This is a genomic window from Sphingomonas sp. M1-B02 (assembly GCF_026167525.1).
In the GTDB taxonomy this organism is placed as follows: domain Bacteria; phylum Pseudomonadota; class Alphaproteobacteria; order Sphingomonadales; family Sphingomonadaceae; genus Sphingomonas.
In genome coordinates this window covers 2,819,547-2,838,134 of record NZ_CP110679.1, presented here as the reverse complement: position 1 = coordinate 2,838,134, position 18,588 = coordinate 2,819,547, and the positions used below count along the sequence as shown (strand labels likewise).

The window sequence follows — 18,588 nt, the reverse complement described above, 5'->3', positions numbered from 1 at the left end:
GGGGATAGCAGTGCTTAAGCGGGCCGTCATCCGGGCATCGCGGAATGTGAACCCAGTACCGGCGAGTAAGCTCAATCTTTCCCCTCCCTGAAAGGGAGGGGCTAGCGGCGGGCGAGGCTCGATGCCTCGACCGACGCTGTTATGCCGCGACGTGAGTGAGTCTTAGAGGCGCGCAGACGCGCGCACCCACCCATCATGGCCTGAACAGCGCCCCGCGCTGTTCAGGCCATGCCGGGGGCATGGCCGACCCGATGATCCCTCCCTTTCAGGGAGGGGAGCAAATTTACCGGTGGTTGGCCACCACCGTCGCCGCAACCGCCTGCATCAGCGCCTGCCGCTCCCGCACCGGGCGCGCCGTATCGCCGATCATCACCGCCAGCGCATAAGAGCGGCCGTCGGGCGCGATCAGGATGCCGACATCGTTGAAGCCCGCGGTACGGCTGCGCAGATCCTGTCCCGTGCCGGTCTTGTGCGCGAATTCCCAGCCAACGGGCAGGCCGCCGCGTATGCGCGCCTTGCCGGTGCGCGATGCCGCCATCGTACGGACCAGCCAGTCGGTCGAGGATGCCGAGAGCAGCTCGCCGCGCTTCAGCCGCGCCAGTGCATCGGCGATCGCCTGCGGCGCCGCGCCATCGGGCGGATCCTTCACATAGGCCTCGAACGCCGCCAGGCGCACCTCGGGCGAGAGCCGCGCTCGCGCCTGCGCAAAGGCGTTGCCCAGCGAATATTCGGGTTTCCACTCGAGCCCCGCGGTCCCCGCCTGGAGCAGGCGTTCGCCGGGGCCGAACCAAATTGCGCCCAGCTGCCGCCGCGCGATGAAGTCCCTCACTGCCTGCGGCCCGCCGGCCAGTCGCAGCAATTTGTCGTTGCAGCTATTGTCGCTCATCTGCATCGAACGGCGCATCAGCTCGCTGACGGTGGCGGTGTAGCCGGTGTCGGGCTTGATCAGCGCCGCGATCGGCTGGTGGAAGAGCGTGAGATCGGAGCGCGTCATCGTCACCGACTGGTCGAGACGGAGCACGCCACGGTCGACTGCGTCGAGCACGGTCATAGCCACCCAAAGCTTGCTCACGCTCTGCTGCGGCATCCGGCGCTGGGCCTGGCCGCTGGCAACCACCCAGCCACTATCGATGCTGGTCACCGCGGCGCCCGCGACTCCGCTGAAATTGCGGAACAGCGTATCCATCGAGCTGACCAGCGCCTGCGGGGCGGCCACGCGCGGCTTCGGCGCCGCCGCCGGCGCCGGGAACGGCAAAGCGACACGATAGGTCGGCGCGGGCAGATGCGCGGCGATCTGCGTCTCATTGTGCACCGCACAGCCGACGAGCATCGCCGGACCCAGCCCTGCGATCGTCACCGCCCGCTCGATCCTCGAAAAACCCTTGAAATTCTTCACGAATGCAGCCCCTTGCCCGCCGCGAACCATGCTGCGGATGCGTTGTCCGTCAAAGCCCAATCGCACGGCGATGCGACGAATGCGGTAGCTATAGCGACGAAGCGTGAACGGGGCGGAAACGAAAGTCATGCAAATTCAACGAACCAGCTAAGGAAATGGGCTCAGGGCACCAGGATCGTGTCGACCGCGTCGTCGGCCGTCTCGGGATAATCGAGCGTATAGTGCAAGCCCCGGCTCTCCTTGCGGTGCAGCGCGGAGCGCACGATCAGGTCGGCCGATTCGAGCAGGTTGCGCAGCTCGATCAGATCGGGCGTCACTCGGAAATGGCCGTAATAGTCGCCGACTTCCTCGCGCAGCGCCGCGATCCGCCGCGCCGCGCGCTCGAGCCGCTTGGTCGTCCGCACGATGCCGACATAATTCCACATGAAGCGGCGGATCTCGGTCCAATTCTGCTTGATGACGACTTCCTCGTCCGAATCGGTCACCCGGCTTTCGTCCCACGGCCGGATCGCCGGCGGCGGCGCGAGATCGCCCCAATTGGCCGCGATATGGTCCGCCGCCGCCTCGCCGAACACGAAACATTCGAGCAGCGAGTTGCTCGCCAGCCGGTTGGCGCCGTGCAGCCCCGATTGGCTGACTTCGCCCGCGGCATAGAGATGCGGCAGGTCGGTACGCCCGTGCCGGTCGATCACCACCCCGCCGCAGGTATAATGTTGCGCGGGCACCACCGGAATCGGATCGCTGGTCATGTCGATGCCGAGCCCCAGCAGCCGGGCGTGGATCATCGGGAAGTGCTGCTTCACGAAATCCGCGCCCATATGGCTGATGTCGAGATGGACATAATCGAGCCCGAGCCGCTTGATCTCATGATCGATCGCGCGCGCCACCACGTCGCGCGGCGCCAGCTCCAGCCGCGGATCGAAATCGGGCATGAAGCGGTATCCGCTGCCTGGAATCTTCAGCTGCCCGCCCTCGCCGCGCACCGCCTCGGTGATCAGGAAATTCTTGACCTCCAGATTGTAGAGGCAGGTCGGGTGGAACTGCATGAACTCCATGTTCGAGATGCGGCATCCCGCCCGCCACGCCATCGCGATCCCGTCGCCGGTCGCCCCGCGTGGCGCGGTCGAGAAGAGATAGGTCCGCCCCGCCCCGCCGGTCGCCAGCACGGTCGCGCGCGCGGTGAACAATTCCACCCGGTTGGTCGCGCGGTTGAAGGCATAGACCCCCCAGACATTGCCCGCCCCCGAATAGCGTTCCTCGTGCCGGCTCGTGGCGAGATCGATCACCACCATGTCGGGCACCAGCGTGATGTTGGGATTGGCGTGCGCCGCCTTGAGCAACGCCTCCTGCACCGCCCAGCCGGTCGCGTCGTCGACATGGACGATCCGGCGATGGCTGTGCCCGCCCTCGCGGGTCAGGTGCAGCGCATTCCCCTCGGTGTTGAAGGGCACGCCCAGCTCGCCCAGCCGCGCGATCGCCTTGGGCGCATTCTCGACGACGAACTCCACCGTGGCGCGGTCGTTGAGCCCCGCCCCGGCGATCATCGTATCCTCGATATGGCTGTCGAACGTGTCGCCCGGCTCGAGTACCGCGGCGATTCCCCCCTGCGCCCAGGCGGTCGATCCCTCGTTGAACCCGCCCTTGGCGAGGACGGTCACCTTGAACCGCGAGGCGAGGTTCAGCGCCGCGGTAAGCCCGGCGGCGCCCGATCCGATGACGAGGATTTCGGAGACATGGTCCATCCTATTCCCCTCCCTGCAAGGGAGGGGTCAGGGGCGCGAATAGCAGCTTAAGCATCCGCCCTCGTCAGGTTCAGGAACACATCCTCCAGATCCGCCTCGCGGGTCGACACATCGACGATGCCGAAGCCATCGGCCTGCACCGCCCCCAGCACTTCCCCGGCATTGGCCAGATCCTTGCGGAAGGTAATCACCAGCGTCCGCTCGCCCTTCAATTCGATCTTCTGGAAGCAGGCGTTCGCCGGAGCCGAGGCAATGTCGCGGTCAACGGTCACCTCGACGACCTTTTCCTGCGCCATCCCCACCAGTTCGCGAGTCGGCTTGTTCGCGATCAGCTTGCCATGGTTGATGATCGCGATCCGGTCGCAAAGCTGCTCGGCTTCCTCCAGATAATGCGTCGTCAGCACCACGGTGACGCCGCGCGCATTCAGCTCGCGCACATAGGCCCAGAGCTGCTGGCGAAGCTCGACGTCCACCCCCGCCGTCGGCTCGTCGAGCACCAGCACCGGCGGCGAATGGACCATCGCCTTGGCGACCATCAGCCGTCGCTTCATGCCGCCCGAAAGCGTGCGGGCATAGGCATCGGCCTTGTCCTCGAGATGCACCGCGCGCAGCAGCTCCATCGTCCGCCGTTGCGCCTTGGGAACGCCATAGAGCCCGGCCTGAATATCGAGCGTCTCGGCAGGCGAAAAGAAGGGATCGAACATGATCTCCTGGTTGACGATCCCGATCGATGCTTTGGCATTGCGCGGATGCGCGTCGATATCGAAGCCCCAGATCGAGGCGCGCCCGTCCGTCTTGTTTACCAGCCCGGCCAGTATGTTGATCAGCGTCGATTTGCCCGCGCCGTTCGGCCCCAGCAGCCCGAAAATTGTCCCACGCGGCACATCGAGGCTCACCCCGTCCAGCGCACGCTTGCCGCCGGCGTAGGTCTTGCAGAGGTCCTGGATCTCGATCGCGGCCTGGGTCATCGCCTGCGCATAAGGCGCTCGGCAGGCGATTGCGAGCCCTCTCCGGCTTTGCTAGGCCAGCGGCATGATCGCACCCCCCGAGAGCATTCGCACCTCCCACGCCCGCGTAAGCTGCGACGGCAGCGGCCCCGGCGTGCCCGCAGCGCTCGGCCACCCGCGCGTGTTTCTCCAGATCGACGAGCATGGCTATGTCGACTGCGGCTATTGCGACCGCCGCTTCATCCTGATCGGCGGGCCCGCCGACGGCGCGGATCAGAGCGAATTGCCGGATCACCCCGCTGGCGCGAGCATCTGATCCATGGCAGCGCGCCGTACCGAATGGGCGGGCGTGCTGATCACTGCGGGGCTTGCAGCGGCCATCACGGCATTTGGTGGCTCATCGGCCAGCAGCTCAAGGAAAGCCAAGCGTCGGCAGTGAAGCGCTGCGAGATCGCGGCGGGCTTCTTGCAGGATGAGACGCCCTCGCCCTATATTAGCGAAGGCGCACGCGCGGCGCTGGTCGATGCCAGTACGCGCAGCTTCGTGCGTTGCATGAAGGAGTAGGGCTCGAATGTCCGGTTATTTCGCCTTGCTGGCCCTTGGCCTGGCCCTAATTGCCGCAGGGCTTTTTCTGCAGCTCCGCGATTTGCGCCGCGAGCGCCATTTGGAGAACTAAACGCGTCGGGAGCATCGCCGCCGGGTGACAGCGCCGGATCGCTGCCTATATCGGTGGGATGACCATTCCCTCCGATCCCCGCGCCTTCCTCTATCGCGACGCCCTCGATCCCGAAACCGCAACCCGCCTGACCGCCGAGGCATTGTCGAGCGCCGAGGATGGCGAACTCTATCTCCAATATCGCAAGTCCGAGGCATTCGGCTTCGACGACGGCCGGCTCAAGACCGCCTCCTACGACACCCAGTCGGGCTTCGGCCTTCGTGCAGTCTCCGGCGAGACCACCGCCTTCGCCCACGCCAACGAGATCAGCCCCGCCGCGATCCGCCGCGCCGCCGAGACGATGGCGCTGATCGAGCCTGGCAAATCGGCCAAGGCGGCCCCGCCCCAGGGCAATAACCGCCATCTCTACACCCACGCCGATCCGCTCGATCTCGTCCCCTTCGCCGACAAGGTGAATCTCTGCCAGACGATCGACGCCGCCGCGCGCGCGCGCGATCCCCGCGTCGTCCAGGTCTCGGTCGGGCTCATCGGATCATGGAGCGTGGTCGAGATCGTGCGACCCGACGGCTTCATCGCCACCGACGTCCGCCCACTCGTCCGCCTCAACGTCACCGTCGTCGTCGAGCAGGGCGGTCGCCGCGAGACCGGCACCTTCGGCACCGGCGGTCGCACCCTTTACGATCGGCTGTTCGAACCCGCGACCTGGAACCGCGCGATCGACGAGGCGCTGGCGCAGGCTCTGGTAAACCTTGATGCCGAGGATGCCCCGGCCGGCGACATGACCGTGCTGTGCGGCCCAGGCTGGCCCGGCGTCCTCCTCCACGAAGCGATCGGCCACGGGCTGGAGGGCGATTTCAACCGCAAGGGCACCAGCGCCTTCTCGGGACGCATCGGCGAGCGCGTTGCCGCCCCCGGGGTCACCGTGGTCGACGACGGCTCGCTCCACGATCGCCGCGGTTCGCTGTCGATCGACGACGAAGGCACGCCCACCCGCGAGACGATCCTGATCGAGGACGGCATCCTCAAAGGCTATATGCAGGATCGCCTCAACGCCCGGCTGATGGGGGTCGAGGCCACCGGCAACGGCCGTCGTGAATCGTTCCAGCACGCGCCGATGCCGCGCATGACAAACACGTTCATGAAGGGGGGACGCGACGATCCCGCCGAGCTGATGAGTCGCGTGAAGAAAGGCATCTACGCCAAGAGCTTCGGCGGCGGCCAGGTCGATATTGTCTCGGGCAAGTTCGTCTTCTCCTGCACCGAGGCCTACCGGATCGAGAATGGCAAGCTCGGCCGCCCGATCAAGGGCGCGACGCTGATCGGCGACGGCCCTTCGGTGCTCACCCGCGTCACCGGCATCGGCAACGATTTCGCGCTCGACGAAGGCGTCGGCATGTGCGGCAAGGGCGGGCAGAGCGTTCCGGCCGGCGTCGGCCAGCCAAGCCTGCTGGTCGAGGGGCTGACGGTGGGCGGGACCGCGGCCTGATCAGACCCCGGTGAGCAATAGATCGACTGCGCCGACGATCGTATAGCGATCTGCCGCCAGTGACTCGATCGGCCTCGACAATTCACGCGCCGGTATCGATGCGGTCATCTGCACGGCGAGCACGAACGGGCTTCCGTCTACCATCAATATGGGGTGCAGCCGGTCGGTAGCAGGCGGCACCTGTGCGACCGGGAGCAGGGGAACCACCAGGCGCGTATTCAGATGGGAAAGCGTGTCAGCCTGGCAGTCGACCAGCAGCGTGCCGTTTGCCGCACGGTGCACATCGAATTGTGCCATCAGAACTGGCGATATTCGGCAAGCGGAAGCCCATGTTCGTCGATCCAGGCGTTCCACGCGTCGATCCGCTCGCGGTTCTCTTCCTGCCAGCGCCGCGTCATTTCCTTTCGGGTTGCCTCGCGTATTGCGGCTTCGCACACTTGCGAAAGATTGAGCCCTGCCTCGCGCGCGAACGCCACGATGCCGGTATCGAGCGAGATATTGACTGCCTTACGCTTGCCAGAAGAGAGCGGGTCGTGCTTCATGCGCAGAGGATATGCGCATGAACCGAAGCGCGTCAACTAAGGAAGCGGCGCATGACCGACTGGCCCGTCCTCGCTTGGTCCGGATGGCGCGAAACCGCGCTGCATCTCCAGTTGATGACCCAGATCGTCGGCAAGGTCCGCCTCGCGCTGACGCCCTGGCTCAATCATGGCTGGCACGTCCCGCTCTACGTGACCCCACGCGGCCTCGGCACCTCGCCGATCCCGTCGGAAACCGGCCCGTTCGAGATCGACTTCGACTTCCGCGACCATCAGCTCCGCATCGCCTGCGTCTCGGGCGAAACCCGCGCGCTGCCGCTCCAGGCGGGCAGCATCGCCGATTTCCATACGGCGGTGATGGCCACGCTGGCCGAACTCGGTGTTACGGTCACGATCAATACGCTCCCCAACGAGATGCCCGATCCCATCCGCTTCCCCGACGACCGCGCGAAGCGCCCTTACGACCCCGCCGCGGTCGAGGCCTTTCACGTCGCGCTCATCCAGGTCGATCATGCCTTCAAACGCTTCCGCACCGGCTTCCTCGGCAAGGCGAGCCCGGTCCATTTCTTCTGGGGCAGCTTCGATCTCGCAGTCACCCGCTTCTCGGGCCGCCGCGCGCCGCCGCATCCCGGGGGCGTCCCCGGCCTGCCCGACGATGTGACTCGCGAAGCCTATAGTCACGAAGTGTCGAGCGCCGGCTTCTGGCCGGGCAGCGACGCCTACCCGCACGCGGCTTTCTATTCCTATGCCTACCCCGGGCCCGAGGGCTTCGCCGAAGCCAAGGTGCGACCCGAAGCCGCGCGCTTCGACGCCGCCCTGGGCGAATTCCTCCTCGATTATGAAGCGGTCCGCACCGCGCCTGATCCGCAGGCTGCGCTCGCCGACTTCCTACAATCGACTTATGACGCCGCCGCCGACCTCGCGCACTGGGACTGCTCCGCGTTCGACTGCCCAATCGGCGTCCCCCGCCGGCCCCGGCCGCTCTGATGGCACTCGTCGAACTCGGCCGCTTCGATCGGCAGGAGGCCCATATCGTCCAGGGCCGTCTCGAGTCCGAGGAGATCATGTCCTTCGTCTTCGACGCGGGAACGAGCATCGCAGACGGCAGTTATTTCCTGATCCCCGTCCGCGTGATGGTCGACGACGACGACTATGTCGCGGCGCTGAAAATACTGGAAGATCCTGCCTGATTTTTGAGCAGGCTTTCGCATCTGCACAAAAATTTACCTTTCGCTAATAGATGATTGCGCCGCCAAGCGCTGGAATCGCTGGATTCTTCCGTCTGGCATGGCCCTTGCTCCTACGTCCCCGGGTAACCAGCCAATAGGGGGCGAAATGAAGCTGATCATCGCCATCATCAAACCGTTCAAGCTCGATGAGGTCCGCGAGGCGCTCACGGGCGTGGGCGTGACGGGCATGACCGTGTCCGAGGTCAAGGGGTTCGGCCGCCAGAAGGGCCAGACCGAAATCTATCGGGGCGCGGAATACAGCACCAACATGGTGCCGAAGATAAAGATCGAGGTCGCCTGCGGCTCGGATGTCGCCGACCGGGTGGTCGAAGCGATCCAGGCGGCGGCCAGCACCGGCGCGATCGGCGACGGCAAGATTTTCGTCCTCGATGTCGGTCAGGCCGTGCGCATCCGCACCGGCGAGACCAACGAGACCGCGCTGTGATGAAGGGGGATCAGATGAAGCTAGCAACCAAATTCGCCGCCGGAGCGGGGTTCGCCCTCTTCGCGGCCTTGCCTGCCTGGGCGCAGGAGGCTGCCGCACCCGCGGCGCCGTTCACGCCGACCGCGGAGATGGTCAACAAGGGCGATGTCGCCTGGATGCTCGTCGCCTCCGCATTCGTGCTGATGATGTCGGTGCCCGCGCTCGCGCTCTTCTATGGCGGCCTGGTCCGCACCAAGAACATGCTCTCGGTGCTGATGCAGGTACTGACGATCGTCTGCGTCGCGGCCCTGGTCTGGTTCAGCTGGGGCTATTCGATGGCCTTCACCTCGACCGGCTCGCCCTTCCCGAGCCTGTTCGGCGGCCTCGACAAGATGTTCCTAAAGGGAGTCGATCCGACGACCCTGGCGGCGACCTTCTCGAATTCGGTCTATCTGCCCGAATATATCTTCGTGATCTTCCAGATGACCTTCGCCTGCATCACGCCGGCGCTGATCGTCGGGGCGTTCGCCGAGCGCGTGAAGTTCACCCCGCTGATCATCTTCACGGTGCTGTGGCTGACCTTCGCCTATTTCCCGCTCGCCCACATGGTCTGGTACTGGCCGGGTCCGGACTTCCTCCACACCGCGCCGACCGACACCGGTCTGCTGTGGGGCTGGGGCGCACTCGACTTCGCCGGTGGCACCGTGGTGCACATCAATGCGGGTGTCGCCGGCCTGGTCGGCTGCCTCGTGATCGGCAAGCGCATCGGCTATCAGACCGAGCCGATGCCGCCGCACAGCCTGGTGATGACCATGATCGGTGCCTCCTTGCTGTGGATCGGCTGGTTCGGCTTCAACGCCGGCTCGGGCCTCGAGGCGAACGCCTTCGGTGCGCTGGCCTTCATCAACACGCTGACCGCCACGGCGGCCGCCGGTGCCGCCTGGGCGATCATCGAGCAGATCGTGCACAAGAAGCCGTCGCTGCTCGGCGCGGCCTCGGGCGTCGTCGCCGGTCTGGTGGCGATCACGCCGGCGGCGGGCTTCGCCCACCCCGGCACCGCGATCCTGCTCGGCGCGGTCGCCAGCCTGGTCTGCTTCTTCTTCGTCAGCACGGTGAAGAACAAGCTGAAATATGACGATACGCTCGACGTGTTCGGCATCCATGCCGTCGGCGGCATCATCGGCGCGATCGGCACCGGCATCGTCGCCGATCCCGCGCTCGGCGGCCAGGGCTGGATCGATTACACCGCGCCCGTCGCCAAGGCCGGCGAATATGTCATGGGCACCCAGGTGATCACCCAGCTCTGGGCAGTCGGCGTCACCGTCCTGTGGACCGGCACCGTCTCGGCGATCCTGTTCCTCGGCCTCAAATACACGATCGGCCTTCGCCCGAGCGCTGAAGTCGAAGTCGAAGGGCTCGACATCAACGAACATGGCGAGCGCGCCTACAACTACTGACAAGTTCGGGCCGCCGCGCTTCCTCTCCGGCGCGGCGTCCCACCCGACGTTCCTCCTGCGGACACACTGGGCCGGTGGTTTTCGAACCGCCGGCCCTTTTTTATCTCCCCGTGCCGGGGAGGATCGCTACCCCAGATCCTCAGCCACGAACGCCGCGCAGCGCTCGCCGATCAATATGCTCGGCGCATTGGTATTTCCCCCCACCAGCCGCGGCATCACCGAGGCGTCAGCGACATAGAGCCCGTCCACCCCGCGCACCCGAAGCCGCGGATCGACCACCGCGCCCGCGTCCGATCCCATCCGCGCCGTCCCCACCGGGTGATAGACGGTGTCCGCCCGCGCCCGGATCAGCCGTTCGAGCGCGGCATCGTCGGCCAGGTCGATCGGATAGCGGTCGCGGCCCTTATAGTCGGCCATCGGCGGCGTCTGCAGGATGCGGTACATCGCCCGCACCCCCTGCTTGAGCACCTCGACGTCGCGCTGGTCCGCGAGGAAGTTGGGATCGATCCGCGGCGGCGCGCTGGCATCGAGCGACTGCAGCCGCACCGTCCCCCGGCTCTCGGGGCGGAGCACGCAGGCATGGCAGCTAAACCCATGCCCCTTGACCTTCGCGCGGCCATGATCCTCGACGATCGCGATCAGGAAATGAAGCTGGACGTCGGGACGCTCCCCGGCGAATTCGGTCCGCACGAACCCCCCCGCCTCGGCATAAGGCGACGTCATTCCCCCGCGCCGCGTGAACAGCCACTGCGCCATCGCCCCCAGCGACTTGATCGTCCCCGCCGGCGATCGCCCGAGGAACAGGCTGCCGTCGGTCTCGAACGCCGCGGTATAGTCGATATGGTCCTGCAGACCCTCGCCCACTTCGGGCCGATCGACCCGCACCGCCAGCCCCATCTCGCGCAGATGCGCGCCGGGTCCGATGCCGGAGAGCATCAGAACCTGCGGCGTCTGGAACGCCCCCGCCGCCAGCACCACCGCCCGCCGCGCCCGAATCTCGCGCGCCTGCCCGTCGCGCCGATAGGCCACGCCCCACACGCGACCATCCTCGAACAGGATCCGCTCGACCATCGCGTCGCAAAGGATCTCCAGAGTGTCGCGCTTCTGCGAGAGATAGGCGCGCGACGCGGTCCAGCGCTCGCCGCCCTTCTGCGTCACCTGGTAGAGGCCGACGCCATCCTGCCGCGGCCCGTTGAAATCGTCGTTCACCGGAATCTGCAGCCGCGACGCCGCCTCGATGAAGGCACGGCTGCCGGGGTGCGCAAACGCCTGGTCGCTCACCCATAGCGGGCCGTCATCGCCATGATACTCGTCGGCGCCGCGGACATTATGCTCGCACTTTCTGAACCAGGGGAGGACGTCGTCCCAGCCCCAGCCGGTGCAGCCCAGATCGCGCCACTCGTCATAATCGCCCGGATGCCCACGGACATAGAGCATCGCGTTGATCGCCGAGGATCCGCCCAGCCCCCGCCCGCGCGGCTGGTAGCCGCGGCGGCCGTTGAGCCCCGCCTGCGGCACCGTCTCGAAGCGCCAGTTGGTCTTGTCCGACTGGAAGGGCATCATGCCCGGCATGATCGTCTTCAGGCTGGTGTTGCGCCCGCCCGCCTCGATCACCGCGACGCTATATTTTCCGCCCTCGCTCAGGCGACCTGCGGCGGCGCTCCCGCCCGATCCTCCGCCGATGACGACGATGTCGGCTTCTTCCACGCTGCCCCCTCCTGTTGCCGCGCCTCCCAGCGCCTTTTTATCGTTTCGGATGTATCGCGGCTGCCGTCATGGCTCCAGCCCGGCGGGCGAACCATATAGCCGATCCGCGAACGCCAATCGGGCGCGTGCCACACGTCCTTGGCAATCCCCACCCACTCATGCGTCGCCGCCCAGATCAGGTTGAAGCTGCCCAGATCCTTGACGATGCCATAGCGGGGCCTGTCATCGTCGCGCTCGGGCTCGAACGTGCCGAACAGCCGGTCCCAGACGATGAACACCCCGGCATAGTTGCGGTCGAGATAGCGCGGGTTGGTCGCATGATGGACGCGGTGGTGCGAGGGCGTGTTCATCACCGCCTCGAACCAGCCCGGCATCCTCCGAATCGCTTCGGTATGGATCCAGAATTGATAGACCAAATTCAGCCCCGCCACGAAGAACACCATCGCCGGCGGAAAGCCGATCAGGAACAAGGGCAGGCGAAAAAGGAAGCCCAGGCTGAAGAAGCCCGTCCAGGTCTGCCTGAGCGCGGTCGACAGATTATAATGCTGGCTCGAATGGTGGATGACATGGCTCGCCCAGAACCAGCGCACCCGGTGCGCCGAGCGGTGGAAGACATAGTAAGCCAGATCGTCGATCACGAAGGCGATCACGAACCAATACCAGGCAAAACCGATGTCGAAGAGGCGGAACTGCCACACCCACAGTGCCAGCGCGAACACCAGCCCGCCCGAAAGCAGCCCCGCCACCGTGCTCCCCAGCCCGAGCGAAAGCGACGTCAGCGTATCGCGCGATTCGTAGCGGCTGCGATCGCGGAGCCGCGCGACGATCATCTCCGCCAGGACCAGCAGCACGAAGGCGGGCACCGCCAGCGTCACGGGATCGGGAAGCTCCATCCCGCGATACTTACATCACTGTCAGTTGCGATTCCAGCCTCGCGACATCCTCGGGCAGCACACCGAGCAGGGTGACCGGCCCGAACATCCGCTCGCCGGTCTCGATCGTCACCCCTTCGGCGGCGGGGCGCCGCCACAAGGGCGCGCTCATCCGCCGCGCCGCGACCTTCGCGCCGTGCCGCTTGAGCAGCGCAATCGCGCCATTGCCCAGAACCAGCGCCGCCGATCCGTCGCTGCTGACCAGCGCCTCGCGCGCGGTGAAGCCGGGCAATATCTCCTCGGCCATCTCAGCCGCGGTCTTTTCGTCGGAGATGCGGCTCTCGCCCAGCTTGAGCAGCCGAGCGATCCAGGCGAGGACGAGGATCGCGGCGAGCGAGCCGCCAAGCTCGGTCCAGTTCATGCCTGCCCCGAAAGCCCGTCGAGCAGCGGCCGAATCCCCGAAATATCATAGCCCGCGCCCGCCGCCTTCGCGGTCAGTTCCTCGGGATCGCCGCCGCGGCTCGCCTGCGCCAGCGCCCATAAATTGCACGAACGCGTCCCCGATCGGCAGAAAGCGAGCACCGGGCCGTCCGCCGCCGCGAGCGCCTCGGCCATCGCCTCCACCTGCCACGCCGCGAATCCGGCATGCGTCACCGGTATCGCCACGTAGGAAAGCCCCGCCGCCTCCGCCGCGGCGCGCACCGCATCGCCCGCGGGCTGGTCATATTCTTCTTCTTCCGGACGGTTGTTGACGATCGCCTTGAAGCCCGCCGCCGCCAGCGCGGGCACTTCCTCGGGGGCGATCTGCGGGGCGACGCTGATGGTCTCGTCGATTCGGCGCAACGTCATTCGGGCTTCTCCACTTCGCGTGTCTCGATCGTCTTGCCCGCCTGCGCCCAGCCGGCCACCAGCGCATTCGCCGCCTGCAAATCGTCGAGCACCCGCCGCGCCGTCGAATCGCGACAACCGCTGTCGAACGCCAGCGCCGCTACCGAACCGCTCTGCCGCAGCCAACGCACGCTGCCATAAGGCTGGTCCGTCATCCGATCGGCGCAGGGCAGGTCCGCCCCACCGCGTGCTTCGGCGCGTCCGAGCAGCACGCGCATCCGGCGGAACCCGCTCGTCCCCACCGCAAAGCCGCGCGTCACGAGCGCCTTGGCCTCGAACGCATTCGGCTCGGCGCGGGTCTCGCGGCCATTGCCCTGCGCGTCGATCGTCCAGCGCGTCACCGGCCGGCCCCAGGAAAGCGTCTCCATCTCGATCGAGTCGATCACGCGCGCCGGCGGCAGGGCCGGCACCTCCTGCGCCCCGCCCGGCGCCGCCAGCGCCACCAGCGCCATTGCGATCAAACTCTTCATGCCGCCTCGCGGATCACCTGGAGGAAGGCCGAACCATAAGCCTCCAGCTTGCGCACGCCAACGCCCGAGATGCGGCCCAGCGCATCGATGCTCGCGGGCCGCGCCGCCGCCATGTCGCGCAGCACCGAATCGTGGAAGATCACATAAGGCGGCACCTGCGCCTCCTGCGCCAGCTCGCGCCGCTTCGCCCGCAGTGCCTCGAACAGCGGATCGCCGATCGGATTGGCCCCGCCCGGTCTGCCGTCACCGCGCCGCCCGCGCCGCTCGCGCTTGGGCGGCAGCACCAGCTTGAGTTCCGCCTCGCCCTTCAGCAGCGCCTTGGCCTCGGGCCCGAATTCGAGCCCGCCATGCGCATTGGCGCGCAACGCGTCGCGCAGCAGCAGCGCCCGCGCCACGGGCTTCAGCAACGCGGCCTCGTCGCCCGATACGATCCCGAAGACCGACAATTTCTCATGCCCGTTCATCAGACTGCGTTCGGTCGACTGGCCGAGCAGCAGGCTCTCGATATAGCCGACCCCGAAGGTCATGTTGGTGCGGAACACCGCCGACAGGAATTTCTGCGCGGTCACGCTCGCGTCGATCGCGCTCGGCGGGCTCAGGCAATTGTCGCAATTGCCGCAATTCTCCGGCGCATCCCTCTCTCCGAAATGCCTGAGCAGGATCCGCCGCCGGCATCCGGCCGTCTCGACCAGCGCCCCCAGCGCCGAAAGCCGCGTCCGCTCGCCCGGCTGCCGCCGCGGCTCGACTTCGCCGATCCGCTGCCGCGCCCGCGCGAAATCGTCCGCGCCCCAAAACAAATGCGCCACCGCCGGATCGCCGTCGCGCCCGGCACGGCCGGTTTCCTGATAATAAGCCTCGATCGATTTGGGCAGCCCGGCGTGGGCCACGAAACGGACGTCGGGCTTGTCGATCCCCATTCCGAACGCGACCGTCGCGACGATCACCATCTCCTCGCTCGCCACGAACGCCGCCTGGTTGCGCCGCCGCACCGCGGGATCGAGCCCGGCATGATAAGGCAGCACCGTCCGCCCATTCTCGCCGAGCTTGTCCGCCAGCTTCTCCACCGAGGCGCGCGTCTGCGCATAGACGATCCCCGGCCCCGGCTGCTCGGCGAGCAAATCCTGCACCTGCCGGGTCGTGTTTTCGCGGGGGGAGATCAGGTAGCGGATATTGGGCCGGTCGAACCCGGCAATGATCAGCCCGTCGCTCGGAATGCCGAGCTGTTCGAGGATGTCGGCGCGGGTATGCGCATCGGCGGTCGCGGTCAGCGCGAGCCGCGGCACCTCGGGAAAGCGATCGAGCAACGGTCGCAACAGCCGGTAATCCGGCCGGAAATCATGCCCCCATTCGGACACGCAATGCGCCTCGTCGATCGCAAACAGGCTCAGCCGCGTCTGGCTCAGCAGGTTGCGGAACCCCTCCCCCGACGCCCGCTCGGGCGCGACATAGAGCAGGTCGAGCTGCCCGCCGCGAAACCGCGCGATCGTCTCCTCGCGATTGTCGTCGGCGCTGGTCAGCGTCGCCGCGCGGATCCCCACCGCCTCGGCCGCGCGCAGCTGGTCGTGCATCAGCGCGATCAGCGGCGAGACGACGACGCAGGTTCCCTCCAAGGCCAGGCTCGGCACCTGATAGCAAAGCGACTTGCCCGCGCCGGTCGGCATCACCGCCAGCGTATTCTGCGCCGCCATCACCCGCTCGATCACCTGCGGCTGCACTCCCCGGAAGCCGGGGAAGCCGAAGGTCGTGCGGAGGATTTCAAGCGGATCGTTCACGGGGGTGCGTTAAGGCGGCGCAGGGGGTGCTGTCGAGGGTTCGCGTTGGCGATCACCCTCACCCTTCCGGCGCTTCGCGCCTCCCTCCCTCTCCCATTGGGAGAGGGAGAGGGCCCGCCGCCGCAGGCGGTGGGAAGGGTGAGGGTGAGCGCGCACCCACTCCATCCACAGCCTTGCGCCAGTCCGCATCACACCCGGCTTGCGCCCGGCACCCCCGATCCGGCAAAGCGCCCGCGTGACGGTCAGCGTGGATATGGGCAAGGACAGCGGCGGGGCGCCGGTGGCGATGGACCTGGAGGAGCTCCTGGCCACGCGTCTGCTCGTCCAGGGCAATTCGGGTTCGGGCAAGTCGCATCTGCTGCGCCGCCTGCTCGAGCAATCGGCGGGCCACGTCCAGCAGATCGTGATCGATCCCGAAGGCGATTTCGTCACCTTGTCCGAACGCTACGGTCATGTCGCGATCGAGGCGGCGGACCATGACGAGCGCGACGTCGCGCGTTTCGCCGCCCGCATCCGCGAGCATCGCGCATCGGTGGTGCTCAGCCTCGAGGGGCTGGAGGCGGAGGGCCAGATGAAATGTGCCGCCGCCTTCCTCTCCGGCCTGTTCGATGCCCCGCGCGAGTTCTGGTATCCGGCGCTGGTCGTGGTCGACGAAGCCCAGCTCTTCGCCCCCGCCGGCGGCGGCGAAGTCGCCGAGGAGGTTCGCCGTGCGTCGCTCGGCGCGATGACCAACCTGATGTGCCGCGGGCGCAAGCGCGGGCTTGCCGGCGTCATCGCTACCCAGCGCCTCGCCAAGCTCGCCAAGAATGTCGCCGCCGAAGCCTCCAATTTTCTGATGGGCCGCACCTTCCTCGATATCGACATGGCGCGCGCCGCCGATCTGCTCGGCATGGAGCGCCGCCAGGCCGAACAAATCCGCGATCTCGAGCGCGGCACCTTCCTCGCGCTCGGCCCCGCGGTCGCGCGCCGCCCGGTGTCGATCCGGATCGGCGCGGTCGAGACGTCGGCGCGCAGCGCCAGCCCCAAGCTGATGCCGCTACCGCAGGCGACCGGCGAGGGAATGAAGGACATGCTGCTCGCCCCCGCCGAGCCGAGCTGGACTCCGCCCGCGCCTCCGGCTCCCGCGCCGGTGCCCTCCGAACGGCTGATCGAGGCGCTGGCCCGCTCGGCGCCGTCGCTGCCCGATGCCGGCCCTGAAGTGGATGCCGAAGAGGCCGCCGAACGCATCGCCGAGGTGCTGCGCAATATCGTCGAGGATCCCGATTCGGCGTTCCGCGCGCCGGCGGTGCTCTATCAGGATTTCCTGGTGCGCTGCCGGATGGTCGGGCTCGCCCGCCCGCCGCTCGATCTCTCGGGCTTCGTCCGCCGGCTTTCGGCTGCGCGCGCCGGGATCCACGGCGATCCCGATGCCGAATGGGGCCAGGCGCTGGAGGCGGCGCGCGCACTCCCCGACGACATGCTCGGCCCCTTCCTGCTCGTCGCCCGCGCCGCCCGCGAAGGCGCGCCCTGCCCGAGCGACGCCGAGATCGCCGCTACCTACGGCACCAGCTCATTGGGCCGCGCGCGGCGGCTGATCACCTATATCGAGAGCCGCGAATTGTTCGTCACCCGGGTCGATCTGTCGGGCAAGCGCTCGATCACGATACCCCGGCTCGGCTGGTCGACGATGCCCGCCGAAGCCGCCTAGCCCAGCCCGCGCAGCCAGGCCTCGGTGGCCTCCGCATGCGTCACCGGCAGCATATGCCCGCCTTCGATCAGCGCCAGCGTCGCGCCCGCTATCTCCGCCACGGTCTTCTCGCCGTTTAGCTCGGGATCGAGCACCGCATCCCCGCGCCCATAGAGGATCGCCACCGGCATCTTGAGCTCGCCATAGCGCGCGACGATCCCCGCCACCTCCCCCGGCGAGTTTCGGACTTCGAACGCGCCGGCCAGGTAGCTCGCCGGCCGGATCGCGAGCGCCCCTCCGCCGCGGGTCGCGAAGTCGGCCGGCACCGGATCGGGCGCGAACACGGCGCGCGCGGTCTTCGCGGCGGTGGCCATCCCCGCAGGCACCGCCATCGTCCAGGCGAGGAAGGGAGTCAGCGGCGGCGGCGCCATCAGCCCGGCGAAGGGGGCAGGGACCTTCGTCACCACCTGGCTCAGCGGCGCGATCAACGCCAGCCCGCGGATCCGCCCGGGATGGTCGAGCGCCAGCGCCAGGCTCACCGCGCCGCCCATCGAATGGCCGACCAGCAGCGGCTTCTCGAGCCCGATCTGCTCGATCAGCGCGGCGATCATCGCGGCCTGCTTGACGATTCCGGGGCGCCCACCCTCGACGGTGGAATAGCCCCAGCCGGGCCGGTCGACCAGGATCACCCGGTGGTCGCTCGCCAGCCGCTCGGCCAGCGAGTGCGAGAAATTGCGCAGCTGCCCCATCAGCCCGTGGACCATCACGATCGCCGGCGCATCCTTGCGGCCCAGCTCGACATAATGGAGCCGCGCCCCCGCCACGTCGGCGAACTGGCCGTCCGGCGGCACCATCTCCTCGGCCTTGCGCGCGACATAGGCCGACCAGCCCGCCAGCCCGGCCCCGAAAATCCCGGCGAAACCCAATGGGATCAGCATCGTCGCATATCCTTTTCCTGCCGCGATCGTAATAGGGTCCAACTGCGGCCAAATCGCGCCGTGCTAGCCAAGGGTGCCCCATGAGCGACGTTCGTGACAATGTCGAAGATCAGCGGTTCGAACTGGAGGAGCAGGGCCACACCGCCTTCGCGGCCTATACGATCGAAGGCGAGGTGATCGCTTTCACCCACACCGTGGTGCCCTCGTCGCTGCAGGGGATGGGCGTCGGCAGCCGGCTGATCGAAGGCGCGCTGGCCGCGGCACGCGAGCGTGGGCTCAAGGTGCGTCCCGAATGCAGCTTCGTCGCCGCTTATATCGCGAAGCATGCCGAATGGCGGGACTTGCTCGCTTAAGTATTGCAGGACGCCTTGCCCCAAGC

At 67.3% G+C, this 18,588-nt stretch carries 21 protein-coding genes; 9 read left to right on the top strand and 12 right to left on the bottom strand.

The genetic code is table 11. The features are described from left to right. Nucleotides 1–283: 283 nt before the first annotated feature. The 3 genes from OKW87_RS13645 to OKW87_RS13635 form a co-directional block, all read right to left on the bottom strand. Nucleotides 284–1,330 (bottom strand): serine hydrolase, encoded by a 1,047-nt coding sequence (locus OKW87_RS13645; RefSeq protein ID WP_443025107.1) that lies wholly within the window; start codon nucleotides 1,328–1,330, stop codon nucleotides 284–286. Nucleotides 1,331–1,557: 227 nt separating this feature from the next. Continuing rightward, nucleotides 1,558–3,138, bottom strand: a complete 1,581-nt coding sequence (nadB, locus tag OKW87_RS13640; protein WP_265540299.1) for an L-aspartate oxidase — start codon at nucleotides 3,136–3,138, stop codon at nucleotides 1,558–1,560. Nucleotides 3,139–3,185: 47 nt separating this feature from the next. Further along, on the bottom strand, nucleotides 3,186–4,106 hold the full coding sequence (locus tag OKW87_RS13635) for an ABC transporter ATP-binding protein (RefSeq protein ID WP_265540298.1): 921 nt from the start codon (nucleotides 4,104–4,106) through the stop codon (nucleotides 3,186–3,188). A 64-nt stretch (nucleotides 4,107–4,170) separates the two neighbouring features. On the opposite strand from OKW87_RS13635, the gene OKW87_RS13630 reads away from it, so the two are divergent. From OKW87_RS13630 to tldD, 3 genes are all read left to right on the top strand, one after another. Then, nucleotides 4,171–4,401: a zinc-finger domain-containing protein gene (locus OKW87_RS13630; protein WP_265540297.1), complete on the top strand. Its 231-nt coding sequence runs from the start codon at nucleotides 4,171–4,173 to the stop codon at nucleotides 4,399–4,401. 119 nt (nucleotides 4,402–4,520) lie between these two features. Then, nucleotides 4,521–4,649 carry a hypothetical protein gene (locus tag OKW87_RS13625; protein WP_265540296.1) on the top strand — a complete coding sequence of 43 codons (129 nt, stop codon included), beginning with the start codon at nucleotides 4,521–4,523 and terminating at the stop codon, nucleotides 4,647–4,649. A gap of 170 nt (nucleotides 4,650–4,819) precedes the next feature. Next, nucleotides 4,820–6,247: a metalloprotease TldD gene (gene tldD / locus OKW87_RS13620; protein ID WP_265540295.1), complete on the top strand. Its 1,428-nt coding sequence runs from the start codon at nucleotides 4,820–4,822 to the stop codon at nucleotides 6,245–6,247. On the opposite strand, the gene OKW87_RS13615 is transcribed toward tldD, so the two are convergent. Then, on the bottom strand, nucleotides 6,248–6,544 hold the full coding sequence (locus tag OKW87_RS13615; protein WP_265540294.1) for a CcdB family protein: 297 nt from the start codon (nucleotides 6,542–6,544) through the stop codon (nucleotides 6,248–6,250). Beyond that, entirely contained in the window at nucleotides 6,544–6,789 is a 246-nt protein-coding gene (locus OKW87_RS13610; RefSeq protein ID WP_265540293.1) for a type II toxin-antitoxin system CcdA family antitoxin, read from the bottom strand. Before OKW87_RS13610 ends, OKW87_RS13615 begins: the two co-directional genes overlap by 1 nt. Before the next feature lie 51 nt (nucleotides 6,790–6,840). On the opposite strand from OKW87_RS13610, the gene OKW87_RS13605 reads away from it, so the two are divergent. From OKW87_RS13605 to OKW87_RS13590, 4 genes are all read left to right on the top strand, one after another. Further along, nucleotides 6,841–7,773: a DUF5996 family protein gene (locus tag OKW87_RS13605; protein WP_265540292.1), complete on the top strand. Its 933-nt coding sequence runs from the start codon at nucleotides 6,841–6,843 to the stop codon at nucleotides 7,771–7,773. Further along, nucleotides 7,773–7,976 carry a putative signal transducing protein gene (locus OKW87_RS13600; RefSeq protein WP_265540291.1) on the top strand — a complete coding sequence of 68 codons (204 nt, stop codon included), beginning with the start codon at nucleotides 7,773–7,775 and terminating at the stop codon, nucleotides 7,974–7,976. The genes OKW87_RS13605 and OKW87_RS13600 overlap by 1 nt, the downstream gene beginning before the upstream one ends. Before the next feature lie 145 nt (nucleotides 7,977–8,121). Then, nucleotides 8,122–8,460 carry a P-II family nitrogen regulator gene (locus OKW87_RS13595; protein WP_265540290.1) on the top strand — a complete coding sequence of 113 codons (339 nt, stop codon included), beginning with the start codon at nucleotides 8,122–8,124 and terminating at the stop codon, nucleotides 8,458–8,460. Nucleotides 8,461–8,474: 14 nt separating this feature from the next. After that, a complete protein-coding gene (locus OKW87_RS13590) occupies nucleotides 8,475–9,896 on the top strand; it encodes an ammonium transporter (protein WP_265540289.1) in 1,422 nt (473 codons plus the stop codon). A gap of 126 nt (nucleotides 9,897–10,022) precedes the next feature. Here OKW87_RS13590 and OKW87_RS13585 read toward each other — a convergent pair whose 3' ends face one another. From OKW87_RS13585 to recQ, 6 genes are read right to left on the bottom strand one after another with little or no spacing between them, the layout of a single operon-like run. Beyond that, nucleotides 10,023–11,603, bottom strand: a complete 1,581-nt coding sequence (locus tag OKW87_RS13585; RefSeq protein ID WP_265540288.1) for a GMC family oxidoreductase — start codon at nucleotides 11,601–11,603, stop codon at nucleotides 10,023–10,025. After that, nucleotides 11,537–12,496: a sterol desaturase family protein gene (locus tag OKW87_RS13580; RefSeq protein ID WP_265540287.1), complete on the bottom strand. Its 960-nt coding sequence runs from the start codon at nucleotides 12,494–12,496 to the stop codon at nucleotides 11,537–11,539. Before OKW87_RS13580 ends, OKW87_RS13585 begins: the two co-directional genes overlap by 67 nt. Before the next feature lie 10 nt (nucleotides 12,497–12,506). Continuing rightward, the gene (locus tag OKW87_RS13575; protein ID WP_265540286.1) at nucleotides 12,507–12,896 is read right to left on the bottom strand and encodes a hypothetical protein; all 390 of its coding nucleotides are present in this window, start codon (nucleotides 12,894–12,896) and stop codon (nucleotides 12,507–12,509) included. Further along, nucleotides 12,893–13,324 (bottom strand): TIGR01244 family sulfur transferase, encoded by a 432-nt coding sequence (locus OKW87_RS13570; RefSeq protein ID WP_265540285.1) that lies wholly within the window; start codon nucleotides 13,322–13,324, stop codon nucleotides 12,893–12,895. The genes OKW87_RS13575 and OKW87_RS13570 overlap by 4 nt, the downstream gene beginning before the upstream one ends. Further along, nucleotides 13,321–13,833: a hypothetical protein gene (locus tag OKW87_RS13565; protein ID WP_265540284.1), complete on the bottom strand. Its 513-nt coding sequence runs from the start codon at nucleotides 13,831–13,833 to the stop codon at nucleotides 13,321–13,323. The genes OKW87_RS13570 and OKW87_RS13565 overlap by 4 nt, the downstream gene beginning before the upstream one ends. Next, the gene (gene recQ, locus OKW87_RS13560) at nucleotides 13,830–15,605 is read right to left on the bottom strand and encodes a DNA helicase RecQ (protein WP_265540283.1); all 1,776 of its coding nucleotides are present in this window, start codon (nucleotides 15,603–15,605) and stop codon (nucleotides 13,830–13,832) included. Before recQ ends, OKW87_RS13565 begins: the two co-directional genes overlap by 4 nt. A 235-nt stretch (nucleotides 15,606–15,840) precedes the next feature. Here recQ and OKW87_RS13555 point away from each other — a divergent pair, with 235 nt between their 5' ends. Continuing rightward, nucleotides 15,841–17,292 carry an ATP-binding protein gene (locus OKW87_RS13555; RefSeq protein WP_265540282.1) on the top strand — a complete coding sequence of 484 codons (1,452 nt, stop codon included), beginning with the start codon at nucleotides 15,841–15,843 and terminating at the stop codon, nucleotides 17,290–17,292. On the opposite strand, the gene OKW87_RS13550 is transcribed toward OKW87_RS13555, so the two are convergent. After that, a complete protein-coding gene (locus OKW87_RS13550) occupies nucleotides 17,289–18,209 on the bottom strand; it encodes an alpha/beta fold hydrolase (RefSeq protein ID WP_265540281.1) in 921 nt (306 codons plus the stop codon). The genes OKW87_RS13555 and OKW87_RS13550 overlap by 4 nt on opposite strands. Nucleotides 18,210–18,289: 80 nt before the next feature. Here OKW87_RS13550 and OKW87_RS13545 point away from each other — a divergent pair, with 80 nt between their 5' ends. Beyond that, entirely contained in the window at nucleotides 18,290–18,562 is a 273-nt protein-coding gene (locus OKW87_RS13545; RefSeq protein ID WP_265540280.1) for a GNAT family N-acetyltransferase, read from the top strand. The last annotated feature ends 26 nt before the right edge of the window (nucleotides 18,563–18,588 follow it).